The sequence below is a fragment of the Paraburkholderia sp. BR13439 genome (assembly GCF_040948805.1).
GTDB classification, from domain to species: Bacteria; Pseudomonadota; Gammaproteobacteria; order Burkholderiales; family Burkholderiaceae; genus Paraburkholderia; species Paraburkholderia youngii.
The window spans coordinates 1-22,620 of record NZ_JBFPKN010000014.1 but is presented as its reverse complement, the minus strand read 5'-3'; the positions used below and the strand labels follow the sequence as shown (position 1 = coordinate 22,620).

The following is a 22,620-nucleotide window of genomic DNA, read 5'->3' as shown; positions in this document are numbered from 1 at the left end:
ATGAACACGACGACATTCGATACGCTCGAACGCGGTTCGCATACGTCACCGCGCGTCATCCGGCTTAACGCGCTCGACGATGTAGTGATTGCCATCGACCAACTGGTATCCGGTACGGCAATTACGAGTGAAGGTGTGACCGCATCGGGTCTGATCCCGCCCGGGCACAAGATGGCGACACGCCCGATCGAGACCGGCCAGCCTGTGCGACGCTACGGACAGATCATCGGATTCGCAAGCCAGCCGATCAAGCCCGGCCAGCATGTTCACAGTCACAACCTGACGATGGGCGACTTCACGCGCGACTATGCTTATGCTCACGATGCACGGCCCACGGTCCGCGCGACCGAGCCCGCGTACTTTCAGGGCATTGTGCGCGACGATGGCCGGGTCGCCACCCGCAACTACATAGGTGTATTAACCTCGGTAAACTGTTCGGCCACGGTCGCCCGCGCAATCGCAGATCACTTCCGGCGGGACGTTCATCCTGAAGCGCTCGCTGATTTCCCGAATGTTGATGGCGTTGTCGCACTCACCCACAGCTCGGGCTGTGCCGTCGATTCAGAAGGGGAGGGCCTCAAGATCCTGCAACGTACGCTGGGCGGTTACGCGTGTCATCCGAACTTTGCTGGTGTACTTGTGATCGGGCTTGGCTGCGAGACCAACCAGATTTCGACGCTACTTAAGAGTCAGGGCCTAAAGGACAATGGCCGGCTGCGCAGTTTCACGATTCAGGACACAGGTGGCACGACGCAAACCATCGCGCGCGGCATCGAGCTAATTCGCGAAATGTTGCCAGGGGCGAATGCTGTGCATCGCGAAAGCGTGCCGGCGAGTCATCTGCTGGTCGGTCTGCAATGCGGCGGCTCGGATGGGTATTCCGGCATCTCGGCCAATCCGGTGCTGGGTGCTGCTGTCGACATGTTGGTGGCGCATGGGGGCACCGCAATTCTGTCGGAGACGCCTGAAATTTACGGCGCCGAGCACCTGTTGACTCGACGTGCGGAAACCGTTGAGATCGGGCAAAAGCTCGTCGAGCGCATTCGCTGGTGGGAGGCGCATTGCGCTCGCAGCGGCGCTGCGATGAACAACAACCCGTCGGCCGGCAACAAGGCGGGTGGCCTCACGACGGTGCTCGAGAAGTCGCTGGGCGGCATCGCCAAAGCTGGGTCGACGAACCTCGTCGACGTGTACGAATACGCGCAGCCCGTAGACGCTCACGGACTGGTGTTCATGGACACGCCGGGCTACGACCCAGTCTCCGCGACGGGCCAGGTGGCCGGCGGCGCCAACCTGATCTGCTTCACGACCGGACGGGGTTCGGCCTATGGTTGCGCACCGTCGCCTTCGATCAAGCTTGCGACCAATACAGCGCTTTGGGAACGTCAGTCCGACGATATGGACTTTAATTGTGGCGAGGTGCTGAGCGGAGCATCGATTACCGAACTCGGTGCGCAGGTGTTCCAAATGATGCTGGAAACCGCGTCCGGCAAGGCGTCGCGCAGCGAAATACACGGCTATGGGCAGCAGGAGTTCGTGCCTTGGCAGATCAGCGTGATCACATAATGTGCTCATGCTGACTAGCCGCTCCGAAATCTTCTCTGGGCGGCTCCTTCGCCGAATTCAATTTCAAGGCAACTTTTCAAACCGGGAAATTTCGTGCCATCGTTTCCGATTGTCGATTCCATCTACATATTTGGGATCCCGCTGTCCTGCCATACTCTTGGCACAAAGCCGTGCCATCGCTTAATCGCGCCTATCTTCTGAACGACCTGGATGCTGCAAGCGGTGTGGGAACCGTGGGAGCGATGGTCTTTGTGGGATGCGACGTTGATTCCCCTTACTCGCTTGACGAAATCGCCTGGGTCAACGAGCAGGCCCGACTGGATCCGCGCATTGCTGCCTTTGTCGCACACGCCCCGGTTGAGCAAGGGGCTGGCGTACTAGCGCACCTGGAGGAACTGTCAGAATTTGGACGTGTGCGCGGCGTGCGTCGTCTGATTCAGTCGGAAAGCGACCGCGACTTCTGTGCGCGCCGGCAGTTTATCGCCGGGGTGCGTGAACTTGTGCGCTTTGGGTGGACTTTCGACATTTGTATCAGACACTTTCAAATGGAGAGTGCGATCCGGTTGGTTGTCGCATGTCCACGCGTCCAATTTGCTCTAGACCATATACGCAAACCCAATAGATCTTGCGCGGTACCGGCCTCGAGCGCAGCACACGCTTGAAGAAACGTTTGGCCGCGGCTTTGTCGCGCCGCTTATGTAGCAAGAGTCGAGTTCTGCGCCATGCTCGTCGACCGCACGCGGCGGCAGGTGCGGTTCGCCACGCAGCGCGATGAACATCTCGTCGAGATGCCATGTGCTACCCGGCTTGCGTCGCGCAGCCTTGACCCGGTGTCGCGCAAGCTCAACTGAAAGCGGGAAATACCAGCGCACAGCGCAACTGTGTCGCGCATGAGTGACTGCGCAGGCCCGGAGCGACCTAGTCAATGTGAAACACGTTATCCATCATTGCCCAATGCTCGCCCTGTTTTCGCGACTCAAGAGGCACTTGACATGGGTCGGTCAATTTCCACCACCTTTGTGTTTCTGGATCGGCCGCAATCGCGGCCATATCCGCCTCGAAGTCTGTCCCGACGTATTCCCAGTATCCGAAAAGAAGATTTTCTGGTTCCTTGAGAAATATCGAGTAATTGGTGACATTGGAACGCTGGAGCCGCTCGACAATCGCAGGCCACGGAGCCGCGTGCAGCGCCTTGTATTCGTCGATCTTCTCGGGCTTGATGTGGATGACCATTCCCATTCGTTGCATTGAGTGTTCTCCGTGTTTCGCTTGCATACGCGAGAGGTATCTGTCCGGTGAGAATTTTGGTCGTGCTTAGGCTGCGGCCTTCGTAGCGGCGTATTCGTCGCCAACCATCATCTTGACTACCGATTCGCCGTCGGTTTCGCTTACCCGCTTTTCTCCCACGGCCTCGCCACGTCGAAGAACGAAGATGCGATCCGACACACTGAAAATGTCGAGCAGATTGTGCGAGATCAGAATGACCGAGACGCCCTTTTTCTTCAGCCCAAGAATCAGTTCCATCACCTTTCGCTGCTCTGGCACACCCAAAGCAGCCGTGGGCTCGTCCATGATCAGCACCCGCGCATTCCAGTAAATTGCGCGTCCGATTGCGATAGCCTGACGCTGGCCACCAGAGAGCATCTTGACCGGACCGTGGATCTTCTTCTCCGGAATGACGATGTCGAGCTGATCCAGCACCTCGCGCGCGACGCCAGCCATGCGCGGGCGGTCGATGGTGCTGACGCCGAAGCGACGGGTCACCGGCTCACGTCCTAGAAAGATGTTGCTGCCCACATCGAGGTTGTCAGCAAGCGCAAGATCCTGATAGATCGTTTCAATGCCTCTCGCGCGAGCGTCGTGAGGGTCGCGCATGTCGAGAGGTTGACCGTCGAAAAGCACCTCGCCTTCACTCGGTTGATAAACGCCCGATATGATCTTAATTAACGTCGACTTACCTGCACCGTTGTCACCGCACAATGCGACGACCTCGCCGGGGTAGACCTTCATCGACACTTTCTTGAGCGCCTCGACGCCTCCGAAGCGGATTGATACGTTGCGCACTTCAAGTAGCGGTTGGTTCATAATTTTAGACTCCGAGACGTTCCTTGTACTGGTCGATCAGCACCGACACGATGATGACAACGCCAACCGCGATGAACTGCCAGAATGCATCGACGTTAATGAATACCAGACCAAACTCGATCACAGCGATAATCAGGGCGCCGATCAACGTGCCGATCAGGTTGCCGGTACCGCCAAAGAGGCTTGCGCCTCCGATGACGACCGCGGCGATGGAGTTGAGCAGCATGGGTTCGCCAGCCGTGGCCGATCCGGCAGAGAATCGAGCCGTATAGACGATGCCGCCGACTGCGGCGAACGCTGCCGCGAGCATATAGATCACGATCTTGTGCCGACGTACGTTAATCCCTGCTCGGGCGGCAGACTGCTCATTGCCACCTACCGCATAGGTATATTGGCCGAAGCGGGTGCGCGACAGGATGAAGTGCATGACGGCCAGTAGGATCACCGTGACGATGACCGGATTCCACCCGGAGCCCAGCCATTGCAGTCCCGCGTTGTCCACCGACACAGTCATGCCACTGCCTGCAGCGAGAAAGCCGGCACCGCGGGCAATACCGTACATCCCGAGCGTCCCGATGAATGCTGGAACACGATATCGCGCAACGAGCGTGCCGTTAATAGCGCCTGGAATGACTGATACAGCAATGGTCAGCGGCACAGAGAGGCCGAGCGCCCACGGTGATGAGCCTCCGAGCAAAGTGAACTGGGCAGCGCACACCGCTGCAAGGCCCATGACGAATCCGACAGACAGATCGATGCCCGCTGTGATGATCACGAACGTCTGACCAATCGCGAGAAGCATCGGTGCGCTTGCCGCAAGTGCTATCGACTGCAGGTTGTAGGCATTGAAAACGAAGGACCTTTGCTGGATTACCTGCGACCAGATTTCAAAGAAGAGGCAGAGCACCGCCAGAAATAGCCAGGGCCAGAAACGGCCAACCAGCGCCTTGTAGTCGATCGTCCTTGGAGCCGGCGATGTGCCAGTCGCTCGTGGCCGACCGGAAAGTGAGGTGGCTTTTTGCATTGCAGTGTCTCCAGATAGCCCTTACCAATCACCGACGGCGGTTTCGAGCCGCCGCCGGCACAAATCAGTTGGAGTAGATGTATTGCTTGACGTCAGCGTTGTCGATGTTCGACTTGTCCATGACGACGAAACCGGTGCTTTTCTCCTTCGGGACGGGCTTGCCCCGGATTGCGTCGACTGCATACTTGACGCCGTAGTAGCCCATGTCGGCTGGGCGCTGGGCGATTGCGTAGTCGACCAGGCCGCTCTTGATATCCTTATCGATGCCCGGTACGGCGTCGAAGACGATTAGCTTAACCTTGCCGCTCTTTCCGGACATGTGGATCGCCTGCGCCACACCTTTGCCGGAAAACGTATTCGTGCCGAATACGCCGGATAGACCAGGCTCACGCGCCATCACACCCGATACATCCGAAACCGCCTTGTTCGCGTCGTCTTCGCTATACAACGTCGGCAGCACCTTGATGTTCGGATACTTTTTCATTTCTTCCTGGAAGCCTTGCACCCGCGCATCGGTGCTCGAGACACCCGGTTTGAGGCTTTCGCAGAAGACGATGCCCTTTTCACCGAGCGCCTTCGCCAGCGTTCGCGCTGCAATACGGCCGCCTTCCTTATTGTCAGACGCTACGAACGAAAGCGGGAAGTCCGCGTTTCCGCTGCCCGTCTGATACCGGCCGGTGCCGATGTAAGTGTCCACAGTGATGACCTTGATCCCCGCATTCTTTGCTTCCGTCAGCGGCTCGATCAGTTGCTGTGCGTCCACGGGAGAAACCAGGATCGCATCGGGACGTTTGGCAATGAATGCCTTGAGGATCGGCACCTGCTCTGTGGTGTTCCAACTTTTCGGAAGCTGGAAAAGCAGCTGGGTGTTGTCCTCCGCTGCCGCCTTCTGGGCACCGCGGTACATCGTGAAATAGAAGGGATCGACCACCCCGGGCAACAGGGCCACAACGGGGTGATCCTTGTCCGCATGCGCCGGAGGTGCGGCTAGCGCCGAGAGCATAAGCGCGCCCATTACTGCACTGATCACACGACGGCATGTACGCACGGGGCGTGTTGTGTACAGCGGCTTCGTCAAGCTGTCCATGTCTGTCTCCTGTCTCTTTCTGGGGTTTGAAAAACCAGTGGTGCCGGCTTCGCGACAAAACGTTTAGCGAAACGTTTCGTTGAATCTAAAACCTGTTTTGTGCAAAGTCAATCTATCTCGGGTAAACATGAACAGGTCGGAGCGATATGTGTCATTTCAGCCTTGAACGCGGAAGCGCATAGTGGAAACCCGGATGTATCTATCAATCCCCGTTTGCTATAAATCTCCTCAACGAAACGTTTCGCTAAACGTTTCGCCAGATAGCGAAATTGACGGAGACACGACTCATGTACACGAGACAGGCGATGCATGAACTGGGCATCAACGACGAGTTGGCCAGCGAGCAGCTGAAAGAACTCGACGAAAAAGGATTTTTCGTCGTCGAAGATGTGCTGAGCCCGGACGAGTGCCGCTCGATGGCCCGCGAGTTTGAGCGGCTCCATGAAGCCGAGCGCCTCACGGGTGGACATGAAGTTCACGTCGAGCCCGGTGCGCGGCGCGTGTCGAACATCTTCAACAAGACGTCAGTGTTCGACAAGTGCCTGGAACTGCAGCCGGTGCTGGCCGCAGCCCACAAGCTGCTGGGGGAGATCAAGGTGCACGGCGCCAATCTCCGCGATCCGGTGAAGGGGTTCGGTCACCAGCAATTGCACGTCGACGTGCCGAAGTACTTCGAAGATGACTGGTGGGCGGTTAATGCCGTCATCCTGTTTGACGACATGACGCTGGAAAACGGCCCGACCCGGGTTGTGCCCGGGTCGCACAGATGGGCACCGATTAACGTGCCTGTTGTTAACCAGGGCGACTGGGAGCCCGGCCCCATTTCCGAAGAAGATCGCAAACGGATTCCCGCCGATCTGGACGCACCGTATCCGGGTGAGGTCTATCTGACTGGTCGGGCTGGCACCGTCTTCATCATGAACGCGTCGGGCTGGCATAGCGGCACACTCAAAAAGAACGACGCAAACCGCCGGGTACTGCATCTCACGTATACTCGGCGTGACCTCCCGCAGCAGCTCGTCCAGATCGACCATCTCACCCCGGAACTGTACGAGCGCATGTCACCTGCACAGCGGTTCCTGCTCGAAATTGAGCCGCTTCGTACGCCGGACGGCATCTTGCGGCAGCCGAAGCGCGAGCATGCGGGATGGTGGAACTGAACGAATATGAAGCTCGGGGCACAACTGCGTGGCGGGAAAATCATGGCAACAATGAAAGATGTCGCACGTCTAGCGGAAGTAAGTCTGGCGACCGTCTCGGCGGTCCTGTCAGGATCGACCTACGTGAGTCCGGACCTCACGGAGCGCGTGCGCGTCGCTGTCAAGGCGTTGGGTTACGCGCCGAACACAGTCGCGAGCAGTCTGAAAAAGGGCACCACCAAGCTATTGGGCCTGGTCGTCCCGGACATCACGAACCCATTCTTCACCGAGTTCGTGCATTCCATTCAGAAACGCGCTCACGTCCACGGCTACTCTGTTCTGTTATTCGACAGCGATCGGGATCTTGAACAAGAGCATGCGTATCTCCGCATGCTCCGCGCCCATCTGGCCGTCGGCACGATCCTCTGTGCATCGGCACCGGAAGAAGCCTACGACAAGATTCGTTCGGAGCTCGGCATCATGCCTGTTGTAGCGGTCGACCACGTGGTCTGCCCCAACGAGTGGGATTCGGTTGCTCTCGATAACGTTGCCGCAGCACGCCTTGCAGTACAGCACATCCTGGAATTTGGCCATCGGCGCGTCGCAATCATCTCCGGTCCGCAGAACCTGCTGCCTGGTCGTGATCGCTTGCGCGGCTTCGCCCAGGCGATCGCAGCCGCGAATCTGCCGGTCAATCCCGACTACGTAAGACAGGGCGCATTCGGTGAGCACGACGCCTATACCGCAGCGCTTGAGCTAATGGATCTCGCGGAGCCACCGTCAGCCATCTTCGTGGCCAATAACCAGATGCTGATTGGCACGATGCGGGCATTGGCGGAAAAGCGTTTCGCGTGTCCTGCGGACGTATCGGTCACCGCGATCGACGATTTTCCATGGGCGAACGCTTTCTCTCCCGCACTGACCACGGTCCGGCAGCCCGTTGACGCGATGGCCGAAGCGGCGCTCAACATGCTGCTCGAGCGCATCAGGGGGGACGAGCGAAGCCCTCGGCATATGGTCTTTCCGCCGGAACTGGTCGTGCGTCAATCGTGCAGCAGTCCGGCGGCGGGCGGCAAGACGGAAAGCCAGCGAGCCGGCCGGAATGCAAGCGTGACGGCACGCAACAGTTCCGACAAAAAGTCGCGCGTGAAGAAGACGGATATAGCAGGAACGGAAGAAAACATCGATATTCCGACGGCTGCGCGCTGACTGGCATACACATTCACGCCTGCACTCCATTCAAAACTGACGGCTGACTTTGATCAGCGTATTACACATGCGATATCGGGACGCTTTGGATGTCAAATGGACGACCTCGTCGTTAACTCTCCAGACAATCGATGCACTAATTGGGAATAGGACCGGTCATGAAGGTTGATGCACATCAGCACTTCTGGACGACTGCGCGAAGCGACTACGGTTGGCTCACCCCTGATCTCGCTCCACTATGGCGAGACTTTTTGCCATCGGACCTTGCGCCACTTGCGCAGGCGGCGGGCGTTGACAAGACCATTGTCGTGCAGGCCGCACCGACGATGAATGAAACGCTGTATCTGCTGGAGCTGGTCGCGGACGATCCACTCGTTGGAGGTGTCGTGGGCTGGGTTCCAATGCTTGACCCCGACGCACCGACCCTCATCGAGAGGCTGGCTCGTGAGCCGAAGTTCAAGGGTGTCAGACCCATGCTGCAGGATCTGCCCGACGACGACTGGATTGCAAATCCTGAATTAGATCCGGCTGTTGCCGCGATAGTCAGGCACGACCTGGCGTTCGATGCGCTGGTTTACGTGCGTCATCTACCATATCTCGCCAGGTTTGCAGCACGACATGCCGAGTTGCGGATTGTGATCGATCACGTCGCCAAGCCTCGTCTGCGCGACGGTCAGGGAAGTGTGCGAACAACCACGGGCGTACGTGTAGGGGAAGACTGGGTTGAGTGGACTCGCTGGATGGGCGAATTCGCCGAGATGAACAACGTGGTGTGCAAGCTCTCCGGCATGGTGACAGAGGCAGCTCCGGGTTATGCCGACGATGCGTTCTCGCCATATTTCGCTTTTCTGCTCTCGCGATTTGGCGCTCAGCGCCTGATGTGGGGGAGCGACTGGCCGGTCCTGAATCTGAACGGCGATTACGCGTCGTGGCACGCATGCGTCGAACGACTGTCCTCCAGTCTCGCCAAGGAAGACCGGGCGGCGATCTTTGGAGAAACAGCCCGCTCATTTTACCGGCTGTGAGATCACGCCCGCGCGCTGGTGAGACTGGGATTTTGCGTGGAGCCAGTTCTGCCCGTCGAAGGCCAGGATCGTGCAGATCGATATCGACTCCAATCAAATCGGCCGTCGCCATCCGGTAGAGGTCGGCGTGGTGGGCGACATCAAGGATACGCTGGCGGCATTGCTCCCGCGCCCGGGACAGCACAGGAGCACCGACTTCCGCGACAAGTTCGTGATGCGTTACCAGCAAGGCGAGCAGGCCGCCCGCGAACATGCCCGCCCGGGATATCACAGCGGGTTGTCCGGCATCCACGTGACCGAACTGATCGACAGGCACGCCGCCGAGGACACTCTCCTCGCCTGCGATGACGGCACGCCTGTCGTGTGGGCCTTGCGCCATATGCGGGCAAAATGCAAGCGCCGATTCTTTACCAGCCTCTTGCACGGGTCCATGGCGAGCGGCATGGCTCCGGCAGCGTCAGTTGCTCGGAGCGGCGCGGGCGCGCGATCGCTGTCCGAATGCCTTACCGAGCGTAGGAAGCAACTTGATAGCCCACCGGTGCACCGTCGAATGATCGACCGAAACTGCCCGCTCGGACATTTTTTCTTCCAGATGCGCAGACTCAACCGATAGGCGACGTACCAACGAACGCATGTCAGCATTATGTCCAGCTTTGCGATGCGGGTGCGGACGTGTTTTCTCCGCAGTAAGACGCTCGCGAGGCGCAATCGGAGAACGGTACGGGAGGACGCGGGGCGCTAGCAACGAAGCATTTTGCTGATTCTTGGCAGTGAGCGTGCAATGGCGCCTGGCGCTCGTCACGCGGCCACGCCACGAGTTATTTCAACCCTGCCACTGCGCGCCGACGCGCCAACACCCTCACCGCAAGCAGACACCCGCCCATCACGGTCAACGACAACACCGTCGTCATCGTGCCGAGCGCATATATGACCGGCGTCGTCACCGACGTGGTGAGCCCCTGAAGCTCGAGCGGCAGCGTGTTCTGATCGCCGATCGCCTGCGAGGTGCGAGCGATCTCGTCCCATGACAGCGTGAAGCCGAACATCGCGACGCCGACCACCGACGGTCCGATGATCGGCAGCACGACATGCAGGAAACTCTGCCACGGCGTCGCGCCCAGATCGCGCGACGCCTCTTCATAGGCCGGATTGAAGCGGTTGAACACCGCGAACATCACCAACAAACCGAACGGCAGCGTCCACGTCAAATGCGCTCCGAGCGCGGAGGTGAACAGGCCCATCGACGTCGTATAGCTATCGGAAAACGATTGATGCCCCCATGTCGACGCGAGGTACTTCACCCCATTGTCGAGCAGCCGGAACGTCAAACCGATCCCAAGCGAAACAATAATGGACGGCATGATCAGACTCGCGACCGACACGTAGAACACCGCCGTGTCGCCGCGAAACTTTCGACGAAAGGCGAGGCCCGCCGCCACTGAAAACAACACCGTCAGCACCGTGACCGCCAGCGCGAGCCGCACGGATCGTCCGAACGCGCCCCAAATATCAACATCGCCGACGCCGTCGCGCAACGCGGCGAACCAATGCAGCGAGACACCGCGCATCGGAAACGTCAGGCCGCCCTCGGGGCCCTGAAAGGACAGAATGAATATCGTAATCACCGGCCCATACAAGAACAGCACGAACAGGCCGAACAGCAGCGCAAGCCAGTAGAAACTGGCTGGACGGCGTTCCCGATGTTTGACGCGAATGGCCTGCATTTTCACAGCTCCTTGCGGATATCGACGACCCGCGTCAAACCCCACACGATCATCAGTACGACGGCGAGCAGAATGATCGCATTGGCTGCCGCGGCGGGAAATTGAAGGTAGCCGGTCTGCACCTGAATGACCTTGCCCACCGATGCAATCTGTTGCCCGCCCATCACGCCGACGGTCAGAAAATCGCCCATCACGATCGTGATCACGAAGATCGACCCGATTACGATGCCCGTCTTCGACAACGGCAGGACCACGTCGCGTACCACCTGCCAGCCGCTCGCACCGGCATCGCGCGCGGCTTCGAGCAGCGACCGCTCGATGCGCATCATCGCGTTGAAGATCGGCACGATCATGAAGAACGTGTAGAGATGGACGAACGCGAGCACCACCGAGAAGTTAGAGTACAGCAGCCATTCGAGCGGCTGGTCGATCAGATGCGCGCCGAGTAGCACCTGATTGACGAGGCCATTGCGGCCGAGCAGCGGCATCCACGAAATCATCCGGATCACGTTGGAGGTCCAGAACGGAATCGTGCAGACGAGGAACAGCACCGTCTGCATGCTCGTCGTGCGTACGTGAAACGCGAGGAAGTAGGCGATCGAAAAGCCCAGCAGCAAGGTCATTGCCCACACGATCGCGCAGAACTTGAGCGTCGACCAGTACGTCTTGAAGGTCACGCAAACGTCCGTCATCGACGAACAGCCGTTGAAGATCGCCGCGTAGTTCTTCAGCGTGAACGCGGGAATGATCTGGTATTCGTTGAAGTCCCAGAAACTGACGATCAGCGTGATGACCAGCGGCACGATGAAAAACAGCAGGAAGGTCAGCGACAGCGGCGTCGCCTGCAACCATGCCGGTGCGCGGCGATGTTTGACGGTCGTGTCCTGCGCGTGCGAGGGAAGGTCGATGGTTGCCATGGGCGGGTGTCTATCGAATGACTGCGCGGCGCATCGCTGCGCGAGAACGAGAAATGACTACGCTGCTCAAAGGAGCCGTGCTTGCCGGCGCGTCACACCTCGGCAAGCACATCGAACCGCGGCGTCGATCAGGCCGCGATGAACTCGTTCCACTTCTGAACCATGTAGATGTTCTCGTCCATCACCGCGTTCCAGCACGCAATCGCACTCATGCGCTGGGTGTATGAACCGCCGTCCCGCACGGCGCCGGCCTTTTCGAGCAGTTGGCCGTCCGGCGCCTTGATGTCCTGCGCGGCCGCTTTGCCTTCGATCCAGTAGTCCCATTCGTACGGCTGCATGTGCGTCTTCGCGGTCTCGATCACGCCGGGGTAGTAGCCCTGGCGCATCAGGTAGGCGCCGGCCCAGCCGTCCTGGAACCAGTTGACGAATTCGTACGCGGCGTCGAGCTTCTTGCCTTGCAGCGAGCGCGGAAAGCCGAAGCCCGAGGCCCACGAGCGATAGCCTTCCTTGAGCGGCTGAAATTTGCACGCGATGCCCATCGTGCGCACCTTCGTCACCGCCGGCGACCACATCGACTGGATCACCACTTCGCCCGACGCCATCAGGTTCACGCTTTCGTTGAAGTCCTTCCAGAACGCGCGGAATTGGCCAGCATGCTTGGCGTCGATCAGAATCTTGATGGTCTGGTCGATCTCGGCCCTGGTCATATTGCCTTTGTCGCCGTATTTCATGTGACCCATCGCCTCGATCGCCATCGCCGAATCCATGATGCCGATCGCGGGAATGTTCAGCAGCGCCGCCTTGCCTTTGAACTGCGGGTTGAGCAGCTCTGCCCAACTGTCGATCGGACGCTTGATCAGGTCGGGACGAATGCCGAGCGTATCCGCGTTATAGGTGGTGGGGATCAGCGTCATCCATCCGGTCGGCTTCGCTGAGAACTCGGTCGAGCGCGGGCCGGTCAGGAACATCACCTTCTTTGGCGCGGTGCCCTGGTCGCCGATCGTCTTGCCGTTGACTTCACCGCGCGTCAACACCGGCGTGATCTTGTCGGCGAGCTTGATGCGTTTGGCGTCCATGCCCGCGAGCGTGCCGGCCGGAATCAGCTTCTTGAGCGCGAAGTATTCGGTGTCGACAATATCGAACGAGTTGGGTTGCGTGATGATGCGCTTGGCGACGTCGTCGGTGGTCACTGGCACGTATTGAATCTCGATGCCGGTGTCTTCCTTGAATTTCTTCGCGATGTCGGCACTCTGATTGACCGCGGTGCCGAGGTAGCGCAACGTGATCTTTTCCTGCGCATGCACGTACGGAAAGCCGGCAATGCCGGCCGCCGCCACCGCGCCCTTGATGAACGTGCGGCGCGACAGGCCTTTTTCCTTCACATCGGTTGCGGCCACTGCCGGGCTCTCGTTCGTTTCACTCATTGCTTTCTCCTCAGTTGACGTTCAATTCGCGCTTATTCGACGCTCGGTTCACTGCAATGCGATCCGCTGCGATGCAAGCACTCAGGCTGCCAGCGGATGCGCGTCCCGCTCGTTCCACCAGATCACCACGCGCGCGTCGGGACCGAGCCGTGTCGCGTCGTAGTCGCCGTCGCTCACGAGCGAGATCAATTCGGGCGAGCCGTCGAGTGGGTCGAGCGTCATGCGCAGATGCGTGCCCTGGTATTCGGCTTCACGGACCCTGCAGGGCACGCCGCCAATGCGTGTCAGGCCGCTCTCGCCGCCGGCGTTCTGCACCGGCGTGACGCCGTGCGGCACCACGCGCAGATGGTCGGCGCGCACGGTAAACAGGTGGCCATTCGTATTGAAGACGTTATGGCCGCCGAGGAAGCGGGCCACGAATTCGGTACGCGGACGGTTGAATACTTCGTGCGGTGTGCCGCTCTGCTCGATACGGCCATGGCTCATCACCACGACGAGATCGGCCAGCGCCATCGCTTCTTCCTGCGAGTGCGTGACATGCACGAAGGTAATGTCGAGATCCTTCTGCCAACGCTTGAGTTCGGCGCGCATCTGCACACGCAGAAACGGGTCGAGCGCGGAGAGCGGTTCGTCGAGTAGCAGGCAGCCCGGTTGATTCAGTAACGCGCGCGCGAGTGCCACGCGTTGCTGCTGGCCGCCGGATAACTGGGCTGGTTTGCGATCGGCATACGCGGACATCGCGACCAGTTCGAGCAGTTCGGCGGCGCGCTTGCGCCGCACGTCCTTCGCGACGCCGCGCACCTTTAGGCTGAACGCGACGTTGTCGAGCGCGCTCAGATGCGGGAACAGCGCGTAGTTCTGAAACACCATTGCTGTGCCGCGCGCGGCGGGTTCGGCGCGCGTGACGTTGCGGCCCGCGATCAGAATGTCACCTTCAGTGACGGATTCATGCCCGGCGATCATGCGCAAGGTCGAGGTCTTGCCGCACCCGGATGGGCCGAGCAGGCAACAGTACTGGCCGCCGGCGATGCGCAGGTCGATCGCGTCGACGGCCAGCGAATCGCCATATTGCTTTGACACGTGGACCAATTCAATATCGGCGGCTTTGGTTTCGAGCACCGTTGAAGCAGGCTGAATCATGAAGGATGTGTCCTCGTGAACGGCGAACAGTGGGGCACGCGTCAAAACCAATGCGCCGCCCATGCGAAGCCATGCAAACGCAAGACGTGTGCCATCCATCGAATTGTGACGCTCGCGATTGCCGACGTACCGTTGTGCTTAACGTCTACGAGTTGGCTCACATATTGCAAACGATCCGCAGCGTCGATCGTTTGCGATCAGAAGGATGGGATTGCGCGATCACGGTGCGTCTTCGATCCGTCTCGGGGCATGAACTGACCAATCCGGTTCATCCATTACGTGTCGTGGCGCTTTTCGACATCCACGATTTCTTGCTCATGAACGACACACGGAACATGCCCGTAGCAGAGAACCGCGCGCGTCAATCGCTTGCCACGCATGGCCGCTTTGCCTACCGCCCGATCACCGATAGTGACGCGTTCCGCTGGCCTGGCGACACCGGACTCGCGGTCTATCTTGGCTTCAACATCGAGCACTTTGCGTTCGGCGAAGGCCTCGGTGCGGCACTCGGTCCGCTCTCGCCGCAACCGGATGTGCTGAACCATAGCTGGCGCGAGTACGGCAATCGCGTCGGCGCATGGCGCTGCATCGAACTGTTCGATCAGCTCGCGCTGCCCGCGGGTACGCTGATCAATACCGCGCTCTACGATCACTGTCCTGAACTGATCGAGGCTTGCGTCGCGCGTGGCGATGAACTGATCGGCCACGGCCACACGAACGCGCACCGGCAGAGCGACCTCGACGAAAGCGGTGAACGCGAGCTGCTTTTGCATTGCTGCGAACGAATCGCGGAAGAATCCGGTACGCCGCCGCACGGCTGGCTGTCGCCGTGGATTTCGGAGTCGCATCTGACGCCCGATCTGCTGGCCGAGACCGGCTACCGCTACACGTTGAACTGGTGTCACGACGACCGCCCCATACGAATGGCCACGCGTGGCGCGCCGCTGTGGTCGATCCCGTATCCGCAGGAACTCAACGATCTGCCGATGATGGTGGGCCGTCACATGGACGGCCGCGCGTTCGCCGACATGATCGTCGATCAGTTCGACGAGATGCTCGAACAGGCCAATCGCGGCGCGCAAGCGCAGGCGCTGGTGATGGGCATCGCGCTGCATCCGTATCTGGTCGGACAGCCGTACCGGTTGCGGCATCTGCGCCGCGCGCTCGAACATATCGCCACGGCGCGCGCACGAGGCGATGTGTGGATTACCACTCCAGGCGAGATCGCGAGTCATATGGACGATCTGGAGCGGGCCGGCATCGTGCGCCCGGCCGTCGCATGAGCGCGAAAGCCGGCGCGGCCACCGCGAAGAAAAACGCCGGTGACGACACGGATATCAATGCACGCATCTATCAGTCGATCTTCGACGGCGTGATGAATCATCGTTTGATTCCCGGCACGAAGTTACCGGAGCCCGAACTATGCCAACTGTTCGGCGTGGGCCGCGCGGTCGTACGTCGTGTGCTGGAAAAGCTCGCCTATGACGGCATCGTCGTATTGCGGCCGAACAAGGGCGCGGTAATCGCCGAGCCCTCGCCCGAGGAAACGCGCGAGATATTCGAGGCGCGGCGCTCAGTCGAACGGATGCTGGTCGAGCTTGCCGTGCAGCGCGCGAGTGCGATGGACATCAAGGCGCTGCGGCAACAACTCGCGAGCGAGCATGACGCCATGCACCGCTACGACCAGCCTTCGTGGGCGACGCTCGCCAGCGGCTTTCATATGCGCATCGCCGCGCTGGCCGGCAATTCGATCCTGCAAAATTATCTGAAGGAACTGGTATCGCGCTGTTCGCTGATCGTCGGGGTGTACGAGCCGCCGGGGCATGCGCCGTGCGAGCACGCCGAGCATGCTGCGATTGTCGACTGCATCGAGGCGCGCGACTCGGCGGGCGCAATGGGGCATATGGAAGCGCATCTGCGCGATCTCGAAGAACGCATTGAAACCTCGCGAATGCGCGGCGAGAAAAGCCTCGGCCAATTGCTCGGCATCATTGAACACGCGACTACGAACCAGGCGGTCCGACATGGAAATTGATTTCGAAGCGATCACCGAATACCAGCGCTACAAGCTGATGGCGAGCCTGATCGTGCCGCGTCCGATCGCGCTCGTCACCACGCTCGGCGCCGACGGTACGATCAACGCCGCGCCGTTTTCGATGTTCAATATGCTCGGCGAAGAGCCGCCGATCGTGATGATCAGCATTAACCGCGTGGCGGACGGCACGCTGAAGGACACGGCGGTCAACATCGTGCGGACCGGCGAGTTCGTCGTGCATCTCGCCGACGAGACGATCGCCGAAGAAATGCATCGCTGCGGGGAAAGGCTGCCGCCCAACGTTAGCGAACTTGTCGAGGTCGGCTTGACGCCGGTGCCGAGCTCGTGCGTTGCGCCGCCGCGCATTGCCGAAGCGCCGGTTGCTTTCGAGTGCACGATATGGGAGACGCTGGAGACCACCACACGGCAGATCTTTATTGGCCGCGTACATCGGCTGCATGCGCGCGACGAGTTGATCGACACCGAAACGTGGCGCGTGCGTTTGCAGCACTACTTTCCGGTGGGCCGTTTCGGCGCGAGTGACTATGTGACGACGCGTGACCGCTTTACGTTGGGTTGACGTTGACGTTGACGCGTATGGACCACAAGCGTTAGCCCGTTCAGCGATCAACGCGCGTATAGACGCGCTTGCGTTAGCTGGTGAATCACCGCGTCTGGACCGTGTGCGTAGGCCGCCACGTAGGCGAACCTGAACGGCCCGCGTGAACCAGCACGCGGGAAAGAACCCACGCGCCGATCCATCACACGGTGAGCGCGCGGCCATCGCTGCGCGGATCGTGCGCGCCTGACACCGCGCCGTCCGCATCGATGCGTATCACACCAGGGTGACCCGCCAGCGGACTCTGCGTCGGGATCGCGCTCACCTCGTGGCCGCGCGCGGCGAGCGCCGCGAACACGTCGGCGCCTGCGTCTTCTTCGAGCTTCAACGCATCGCGCGTGTCGGAGAACGTCTTGCCGAGCAGAAAACGCGGACGGGCGAGTGCGGTGAGCGGGTCCATCCCGTAGTCGATCAGCCGCGTGAGAATGGCGGCGAGCGTTTGCGGCTGACCGTCGGCGCCTTGTGTGCCGAACAGCAGGTACGGGCGGCCGTCTTTCAGGTACATGCCGGGGTTGAGCGTATGAAAAGGGCGCTTGCCCGGCTGCACCGCGTTGTGATGCGCGGGGTGCGTGCTGAACGACGCGCCGCGGTTGTGCCACAGAATGCCGGTATCGCCCGCGACTACGCCGCTGCCCCAGTCGAAGTAGACCGTTTGCAGCACGCTGACGCTGCGGCCCTGGCTATCCGTCGCGCCGATGAACACCGTGTCGCCCGGATGGAACACGTGTGGCCACTCGCGCGCTCGATGTGGGTCGATCGAACGAGCATGGGCGTCGAGCGTCGCGGGCGACAGCATCTGCTCGACGGGCACGGTGTTGAACTCGGGATCCGATACAAAGCGGTCACGGTCGACGAACGCGCACTTCACCGCTTCCACCAGCAGGTGATAGTAATCGGCACTCCCTTCGCGAATCGCGCCGATGTCGAAGCGATCCAGCGTGCCCATGATTTGCAGCGTCGTCACGCCTTGCGTAGGCGGACGCAGGCTCACCAGTTCGCCGTCGCGATACGCGACCCGCAGCGGTGCTTCGTCGCGCGCGCGCGTTCTAGCTAGATCGCTCGAAGTGAGCGGCGAGCCGGCCTGCTGCAAACCTCGCGCGATGCGCTCCGCCAGTTCGCCTTCATAAAACTCGCGTGCGCCGAAACGGGCAATCCGCTCCATGCTCTTTGCCAACGCCGGTTGTGTGAAACGCTCGTCGACAGCGGGAATCCTGCCGTGCGGAGCGAAGGTTGCCGCGAAGCCCGGCAACGTATTCAGTTCGCCGGCACGCAGGCTTTGCCAGAAATGCTGCGACGGCGTGACGGGAAAGCCGTCGCCGGCATAGTTGAGCGCGCGGTCGAACAGCGACGACCACGACTGTGTGCCGCCCCATGCGCCTTTGCTGACCTCGTATGCGTGCTGCCATGCATCGACGGTCGCTGCGGTGGTGAGCGCGGATGCCGCGCCGCGCAACGGGATCGCGCCGTCGAACGCGGGCAGTTGCGCCGGGGCCTGGCCGATGCCCGACAGCGTGCGCAAGGTTCCCTCGCGGTCGCCGATCACCCAGAACGCGTCGCCGCCGAGTCCTGTGAAATGCGGATACGTCACGCACAGCGCGGCACCGATCGCGATAGCCGCTTCGATCGCATTGCCGCCGGCGCGCAACACGTCGCGGCCGGCCTCGCTCGCCAACGCGTGGGGGCTGGTGACCATGCCGCCGGTCGGGCCGGCGAGTCGCGTGTCGCGCATCGATTGCTACTCCGTTACAGGAGACGAGCCGCGCGTGAGCTCGTCGGAGTACGGATTATATGTTCACGGAGCGCATCGAAAAAAAACGATGCCGATCTATAACGCTCGTTCGACTCGGATCCGGCCAAGGGCACTGAGGGCAAGGTGGGCACCTATCTCGCGCTGGTCAACTATCACGCTAACCCGATCACGTCGGCGATGTTTTTTGACCGCCACCGCCCCCAATCCACTCGTGATGTCCTACATCGCGAAGGCGACTAATCAGAGTCTGCAACTGACCGGGACGAGCTGGGCGCTGAGCATGCTGCTGCCCGGCAAGACGTCGATGCTTGGCGCGGTATCGGGTGCGATCGCGGGGCTCGTGGTCATCACGCCCGCATGCGACTTCGTCGGACCGATGGGCGCGATCATCATGGGCTTTATCGCTGGCGCGCTTTGCTACTGGGGCGTGCATGGCCTCGAGCGCCTGCATGGCGTGACGATTCACTCGAAATGTTCAGCGTGCACTGTATCGGCGGCATTGCGGGCGCTTTGCTCACCGGCGTGTTCGCCTCGCCGAAGCTGGGCGGCACCGGCGTCTATGACAATGTCGCGAATAAGGTCGGCGACCGCGACATGGCGAGCCAGATGATCTCGCAACGCTGGGGCGTGGGCACATCGCTGGTGTGGTCGGCGGCGGTGTCGTTCGTCGCGCTCAAGCTCGTCGATATGGTGATCGGTCTGCGCGTGGATCAGGAAGGCGAGCGCGAAGGGCTCGACGTCAGTTCACACGGCGAGACCGCGTACAACGGCCGAGCATGTTTAGGCCTGCCGCAACCGTCCAGTAACCTTTGCTGAACGCTCGCAGCGAACGTTCATTTGGAAGGCAAGCCTGAATGCGTCTTCATCGACGAACACGGCAGCTCGTAGGCAGCCATTTGGATGCTCGAACTTCTAAGACTGCCTTTCGATTTGCACCGATGACCGGCCACACCCTATGACTGCCAATACAGAATAGCTTCCGACCTTAGGTTAGCCCGGCTGGCGCACATAGTAGATGTCCCATTCTGCTTCGCCCGTACGTATGAAGCCATAACGCTGGTAAAAGCGATTTGAATCACTGCCGCGTAATGCACCGACGCGGATCGGCATGCGTTGCACGTCGGCCGCCGCGAATACTTCCTGCAAGACGGCCGCGCCAATTCCTTTTCCTTGGTGCTCCGGCAGAATGTAAAGGTGGTCCAGGAGCCAGTGGTCTTCCTGTGGGCGAATCAGGATAAAACCTGACCGAACACCATCGACCTCTATGAATCGACACAGCGCGGGGTCGAACGACGCGAGGAAGCGCTCGCGAGCACGCTGCGGGTCGAAACGACCGACTCGCTCCAAGCTCTCGCGCATCGCGGCGATACGGATGGCTACGAGCGTATCTGCATCCGATTGGGTTGTATTTCTGAAGGCGATGTTCACTGGCAGCGCTTCCTGGTCAAAAGGATTGTCGCGGAAAAGCGCGACAAGCGTCCCACCGCCGAACTCGACGATCGTCCGCGCCGCGCGACTCATGCAAAATCCATGACTCGACCCACGAAACCGACGCTCGATCTCCCGGATCCTGGTGATGACCCATGTTCCGAAAGGCAATTACGTCAATATCGCTCGTAGCCTCCCAATCGTCACGTGCACGGGAACCATAGAGAATCGCTGTATGGCACCCGTATGTCAGACGCAGGTCGGCGGCTAGAGATTCGATCAACTCGTCGTTAGTCATCTTCTACCGGCACATGTTGGTGATGTCACGATGGTCGCGGATTTTGGCAGCGGTGCGGACGACGGACCGTGGCCGACTAGCGCCCGACGGCCGAGTGCGGCGATCACGTCGGGTCCGCAGTCCATGCAAACGGTAAGACACGACCGGAGGCCGTCGCGTGGCTTTTCCACCGCGGACATTGAATCATATGTCGCCGGCCGAATTGTTGACGAATAATTTCTGATTACACTACTTCACCGTGCTTTCAATGGAGGACGACGTGACGAGGGTTCACATCGATGTACTACCGCGTGAAATTTTAACGGCACGCCTGAAACTTGTACCGGCATGTGAGCAATTCACGCATGAGTTGCACGAATACTCCATTGAAAATCGCGCTCACCTGCAGCCTTGGGAGCCGCTTAGAGCCGAAAGCTTCTTCGAAAAAAAATCAGTTAGCCGACGGCTGTCCATGATGGCGCACAACAACAACTCAGGAGTCGCAGTGCATCTACTCCTATTTTCGCCTGGAACTGGCGAAATAGTCGGTGAATGCAACTTCACCAACATCGTGCGTGGCCCGTTTCAGGCATGTCATCTTGGGTTTTCGCTTGCCAAACGGTTTGAGGGACAAGGTTTGATGCGCGAAGCATTGACCTCTGCGATCACCTATATCTTTGACGAAATCGGCTTGCACAGAATAATGGCGAATTTTAGACCTGAAAATGTTCGTAGCGAACAACTATTGAAGCGGCTAGGGTTTGAGCGTGAAGGCTTGGCTCGTTCCTATCTGAGGATCAATGGGGTATGGGTCGACCACGTTCTCACATCGCTAATCAACCACATTCGAGAACGTTGAACCAGTCTGGCAGCTTTCGCTCCTACCTTACTATCTTCGCGGACGCAAAGCTGGCGGCGCCGTCGGAAGGGCGGAAATAAGTTGAGCCTACCGAAAAAGGGCCCAACGGATCTTCATCGTTAGCGATCAATTTCGTCACTTCCGGGCCGCAGTCGCCGGTCGCCGGCTCACGCGCACGGAATATCCGACAAGGTCCGAATCCGCTTTCCCATCTCGAACGCGCGAATCTCGTAGCCCAATTCTCGGTACAGATTGACCGCCTGTTCGTTAAACTGCCAAACGGTTAGTCTGATATCGGTGGCACCCTGCTTCCGCGCCCACTCTTCTGCGAGTTTAATAAGAGAGCTGCCGACCCCGCGTCCTCTGATTTGTTCTAAAACCGCGACGGAACCGATGCGACCGACGACCATCGGTTGCAATAGCGGGCTTATCGGCTTCACCACCTGAATCGTAATGAAACCGACGGCGTTGCTGCCAAGTTCGGCAAGAAACGTCGCTCGATCTTCTCCTTGGAGGCTGGCGAGCCAGTGCTGTTCGTCGCGGCCGAATTCTGTGGTGGCATCTGCGTAGATGTCGGGGCGTGCCAAGTGGTGGCTCGCATTCAAAATTTGACCCAATTCGCAGATTGTCAGAACGTCTTCGATAGTCGCGCGTCGATAGCTTATCGGATAGGTCATCGTCAGCCCTGGTGAGGGAAATTTTCGGGGGCGGTCGCCTCAGTGCGACCCCACAAGCGACGTGCGGACCGCCGGTAAGAAGACCGATACGCGATAGGGTCAGGCGCTCCACGCTGCATTTTGCAAGACGAGCCGATAGCCGTCAGGATCCTCGAATGTTCGACCGGACACGTCCCAGTAAGGATTGAATGACTTTACGCAAACAAATCCATTTTCGACAAGGCGATCACACATCGCCCTCCACACTTGTCGATCCGGTATGTAAAACACCAGCAAGTCCTCACTCGTTGGGCGAGGCATCACGGGATGTTCGCTGCAATGGGTAAGCTCAAAATGATAGTCCATGCCGGGACTTCCAAGCATCACCCCGTCGAATTCCTGATGATCCTGAAATCTGGCGAGCACGGCCAGACCAAGCGCTGAGCAATACATGCGTTCAGTACGGGCAAGATCGGAAACGGGCCGTGCGACTCTGAGATGCATCTTCATCGAATGGAATCGTGGAGATTGGTAAGCGCCCGGTCATCCCATCTTGAGTCACGGTGAAAGTCTTGGGAGCATCGTGTTCACTTAAATAGGTGGACACGTGAACACTATTGAAGAAGCAGCGGCACCTAGCCGTCGACGACGCCGGC

At 59.8% G+C, this 22,620-nt stretch carries 21 protein-coding genes and 4 pseudogenes; 11 read left to right on the top strand and 14 right to left on the bottom strand.

Annotation, left to right across the window (positions count from 1 at the left end; translation table 11 throughout):
- The gene (locus AB3X96_RS25475) at positions 1 to 1,566 is read left to right on the top strand and encodes a UxaA family hydrolase (protein WP_368591887.1); all 1,566 of its coding nucleotides are present in this window, start codon (positions 1 to 3) and stop codon (positions 1,564 to 1,566) included.
- Between the two features lie 35 nt (positions 1,567 to 1,601).
- The gene (locus AB3X96_RS25470; protein ID WP_368592046.1) at positions 1,602 to 2,228 is read left to right on the top strand and encodes an amidohydrolase; all 627 of its coding nucleotides are present in this window, start codon (positions 1,602 to 1,604) and stop codon (positions 2,226 to 2,228) included.
- Here AB3X96_RS25470 and AB3X96_RS25465 read toward each other — a convergent pair.
- The 5 genes and pseudogenes from AB3X96_RS25465 to AB3X96_RS25445 form a co-directional block, all read right to left on the bottom strand.
- Positions 2,188 to 2,492: pseudogene (locus AB3X96_RS25465) on the bottom strand (DDE-type integrase/transposase/recombinase); the annotation flags it as partial. The gene AB3X96_RS25470 and the pseudogene AB3X96_RS25465 overlap by 41 nt on opposite strands.
- On the bottom strand, positions 2,485 to 2,799 hold the full coding sequence (locus AB3X96_RS25460; RefSeq protein WP_255209044.1) for an L-rhamnose mutarotase: 315 nt from the start codon (positions 2,797 to 2,799) through the stop codon (positions 2,485 to 2,487). The pseudogene AB3X96_RS25465 and the gene AB3X96_RS25460, both read right to left, overlap by 8 nt.
- A gap of 81 nt (positions 2,800 to 2,880) precedes the next feature.
- Positions 2,881 to 3,651: an ATP-binding cassette domain-containing protein gene (locus AB3X96_RS25455; protein WP_176110809.1), complete on the bottom strand. Its 771-nt coding sequence runs from the start codon at positions 3,649 to 3,651 to the stop codon at positions 2,881 to 2,883.
- A gap of 4 nt (positions 3,652 to 3,655) precedes the next feature.
- On the bottom strand, positions 3,656 to 4,675 hold the full coding sequence (locus tag AB3X96_RS25450; RefSeq protein WP_176122185.1) for a ribose ABC transporter: 1,020 nt from the start codon (positions 4,673 to 4,675) through the stop codon (positions 3,656 to 3,658).
- Positions 4,676 to 4,739: 64 nt separating this feature from the next.
- A complete protein-coding gene (locus AB3X96_RS25445; protein ID WP_176110811.1) occupies positions 4,740 to 5,762 on the bottom strand; it encodes an ABC transporter substrate-binding protein in 1,023 nt (340 codons plus the stop codon).
- Between the two features lie 287 nt (positions 5,763 to 6,049).
- Between AB3X96_RS25445 and AB3X96_RS25440 the strand changes: the two genes are divergently transcribed.
- From AB3X96_RS25440 to AB3X96_RS25425, 4 genes and pseudogenes are all read left to right on the top strand, one after another.
- The gene (locus AB3X96_RS25440; protein ID WP_368591886.1) at positions 6,050 to 6,922 is read left to right on the top strand and encodes a phytanoyl-CoA dioxygenase family protein; all 873 of its coding nucleotides are present in this window, start codon (positions 6,050 to 6,052) and stop codon (positions 6,920 to 6,922) included.
- A 6-nt stretch (positions 6,923 to 6,928) separates the two neighbouring features.
- Positions 6,929 to 8,110, top strand: coding sequence for a LacI family DNA-binding transcriptional regulator (locus AB3X96_RS25435; RefSeq protein WP_368591885.1), 1,182 nt, complete (start codon positions 6,929 to 6,931; stop codon positions 8,108 to 8,110).
- A 158-nt stretch (positions 8,111 to 8,268) separates the two neighbouring features.
- Positions 8,269 to 9,135 carry an amidohydrolase gene (locus AB3X96_RS25430; protein ID WP_368591884.1) on the top strand — a complete coding sequence of 289 codons (867 nt, stop codon included), beginning with the start codon at positions 8,269 to 8,271 and terminating at the stop codon, positions 9,133 to 9,135.
- Between the two features lie 49 nt (positions 9,136 to 9,184).
- Positions 9,185 to 9,286, top strand: a pseudogene (locus AB3X96_RS25425) (hypothetical protein); the annotation flags it as partial.
- A 345-nt stretch (positions 9,287 to 9,631) separates the two neighbouring features.
- On the opposite strand, the pseudogene AB3X96_RS25420 reads toward AB3X96_RS25425, so the two are convergent.
- From AB3X96_RS25420 to AB3X96_RS25400, 5 genes and pseudogenes are all read right to left on the bottom strand, one after another.
- A pseudogene (locus AB3X96_RS25420) lies at positions 9,632 to 9,777 on the bottom strand (IS6 family transposase); the annotation flags it as partial.
- Between the two features lie 176 nt (positions 9,778 to 9,953).
- Positions 9,954 to 10,859 carry an ABC transporter permease gene (locus AB3X96_RS25415; protein ID WP_368591883.1) on the bottom strand — a complete coding sequence of 302 codons (906 nt, stop codon included), beginning with the start codon at positions 10,857 to 10,859 and terminating at the stop codon, positions 9,954 to 9,956.
- Positions 10,860 to 10,861: 2 nt separating this feature from the next.
- Entirely contained in the window at positions 10,862 to 11,776 is a 915-nt protein-coding gene (locus AB3X96_RS25410) for an ABC transporter permease (RefSeq protein WP_176110822.1), read from the bottom strand.
- Positions 11,777 to 11,904: 128 nt separating this feature from the next.
- Complete coding sequence (locus AB3X96_RS25405) at positions 11,905 to 13,200, bottom strand: PotD/PotF family extracellular solute-binding protein (protein WP_368591882.1); 1,296 nt, start codon at positions 13,198 to 13,200, stop codon at positions 11,905 to 11,907.
- Between the two features lie 81 nt (positions 13,201 to 13,281).
- A complete protein-coding gene (locus AB3X96_RS25400; RefSeq protein WP_176110824.1) occupies positions 13,282 to 14,340 on the bottom strand; it encodes an ABC transporter ATP-binding protein in 1,059 nt (352 codons plus the stop codon).
- A gap of 317 nt (positions 14,341 to 14,657) precedes the next feature.
- Between AB3X96_RS25400 and AB3X96_RS25395 the strand changes: the two genes are divergently transcribed.
- The 3 genes from AB3X96_RS25395 to AB3X96_RS25385 are packed head-to-tail and all read left to right on the top strand — an operon-like array spanning position 14,658 to position 16,955.
- On the top strand, positions 14,658 to 15,623 hold the full coding sequence (locus tag AB3X96_RS25395) for a polysaccharide deacetylase family protein (protein WP_368591881.1): 966 nt from the start codon (positions 14,658 to 14,660) through the stop codon (positions 15,621 to 15,623).
- The gene (locus AB3X96_RS25390; RefSeq protein WP_368591880.1) at positions 15,620 to 16,375 is read left to right on the top strand and encodes a GntR family transcriptional regulator; all 756 of its coding nucleotides are present in this window, start codon (positions 15,620 to 15,622) and stop codon (positions 16,373 to 16,375) included. The genes AB3X96_RS25395 and AB3X96_RS25390 overlap by 4 nt, the downstream gene beginning before the upstream one ends.
- Positions 16,365 to 16,955 (top strand): flavin reductase family protein, encoded by a 591-nt coding sequence (locus AB3X96_RS25385; RefSeq protein WP_368591879.1) that lies wholly within the window; start codon positions 16,365 to 16,367, stop codon positions 16,953 to 16,955. Before AB3X96_RS25390 ends, AB3X96_RS25385 begins: the two co-directional genes overlap by 11 nt.
- A 181-nt stretch (positions 16,956 to 17,136) precedes the next feature.
- Here AB3X96_RS25385 and AB3X96_RS25380 read toward each other — a convergent pair whose 3' ends face one another.
- A complete protein-coding gene (locus tag AB3X96_RS25380; protein WP_368591878.1) occupies positions 17,137 to 18,723 on the bottom strand; it encodes a gamma-glutamyltransferase family protein in 1,587 nt (528 codons plus the stop codon).
- A 105-nt stretch (positions 18,724 to 18,828) separates the two neighbouring features.
- On the opposite strand from AB3X96_RS25380, the pseudogene AB3X96_RS25375 reads away from it, so the two are divergent.
- Positions 18,829 to 19,560, top strand: a pseudogene (locus AB3X96_RS25375) (anion permease); the annotation flags it as partial.
- Positions 19,561 to 19,734: 174 nt separating this feature from the next.
- On the opposite strand, the gene AB3X96_RS25370 reads toward AB3X96_RS25375, so the two are convergent.
- Positions 19,735 to 20,172 carry a GNAT family N-acetyltransferase gene (locus AB3X96_RS25370; protein WP_368592045.1) on the bottom strand — a complete coding sequence of 146 codons (438 nt, stop codon included), beginning with the start codon at positions 20,170 to 20,172 and terminating at the stop codon, positions 19,735 to 19,737.
- Positions 20,173 to 20,717: 545 nt separating this feature from the next.
- Here AB3X96_RS25370 and AB3X96_RS25365 point away from each other — a divergent pair.
- A complete protein-coding gene (locus tag AB3X96_RS25365) occupies positions 20,718 to 21,308 on the top strand; it encodes a GNAT family N-acetyltransferase (protein ID WP_368591877.1) in 591 nt (196 codons plus the stop codon).
- 167 nt (positions 21,309 to 21,475) lie between these two features.
- On the opposite strand, the gene AB3X96_RS25360 is transcribed toward AB3X96_RS25365, so the two are convergent.
- Both AB3X96_RS25360 and AB3X96_RS25355 read right to left on the bottom strand, forming a co-directional pair.
- Positions 21,476 to 21,985: a GNAT family N-acetyltransferase gene (locus AB3X96_RS25360; RefSeq protein WP_368591876.1), complete on the bottom strand. Its 510-nt coding sequence runs from the start codon at positions 21,983 to 21,985 to the stop codon at positions 21,476 to 21,478.
- Between the two features lie 99 nt (positions 21,986 to 22,084).
- Positions 22,085 to 22,474: a VOC family protein gene (locus tag AB3X96_RS25355; RefSeq protein ID WP_368591875.1), complete on the bottom strand. Its 390-nt coding sequence runs from the start codon at positions 22,472 to 22,474 to the stop codon at positions 22,085 to 22,087.
- Positions 22,475 to 22,620 lie beyond the last annotated feature (146 nt).